Consider the following 499-nt stretch of genomic DNA (forward strand, 5'->3'; position numbering starts at 1 on the left):
TTTTTGGGTGCTGCTGGCGTTGGTACTGGGTTTTTTTGCTCTGCCTTTCGGATCTTCGGAGGCGCATGAGGCGGACGGTAATCTGACGGCTTCGGAATGCGAACGCTTGGGCAGCTTGAGTCTGGATCAGATGGATGGCAGGCTACTGGCTTTTGCCAAAGAATGCGATATGGTGGAGGCTACCCACGATTGGGAGCAACAGTACGGCAACTTGAATGAAGAAGAAATGCTTGCCGGCGTGGTGTATGAGTAATGTTTGTGAATGAATTGATAAAGGCCGTCTGAACGATCAAAGTTTCAGACGGCCTTGTGTTTTTAATAATGATGGCTTAAGGCATCAATGGTGCATTAGTCAGGCCGGTGGTTTCGGGCAGGCCGAACATGATGTTCATATTCTGTACGGCTTGACCGGCTGCGCCTTTAACCAAGTTGTCGATGACGGAAAGAACAATCCACACATCGTCTTGATCGGGCGCTTTTTGAACGCTGATACGGCAAA

1 protein-coding gene and 1 pseudogene are annotated in these 499 nt (G+C 49.5%); one reads left to right on the forward strand and one right to left on the reverse strand.

The window, feature by feature from the left end; all coding sequences use genetic code 11:
* Positions 1-7 precede the first annotated feature (7 nt).
* Positions 8-253 carry a hypothetical protein gene (locus ACTHSP_RS21655; RefSeq protein WP_440346964.1) on the forward strand — a complete coding sequence of 82 codons (246 nt, stop codon included), beginning with the start codon at positions 8-10 and terminating at the stop codon, positions 251-253.
* Between the two features lie 76 nt (positions 254-329).
* On the opposite strand, the pseudogene ACTHSP_RS21660 reads toward ACTHSP_RS21655, so the two are convergent.
* Positions 330-499: pseudogene (locus ACTHSP_RS21660) on the reverse strand (N-acetyl-gamma-glutamyl-phosphate reductase); the annotation flags it as partial.

Source organism: Neisseria sp. P0001.S005 (assembly GCF_051963715.1).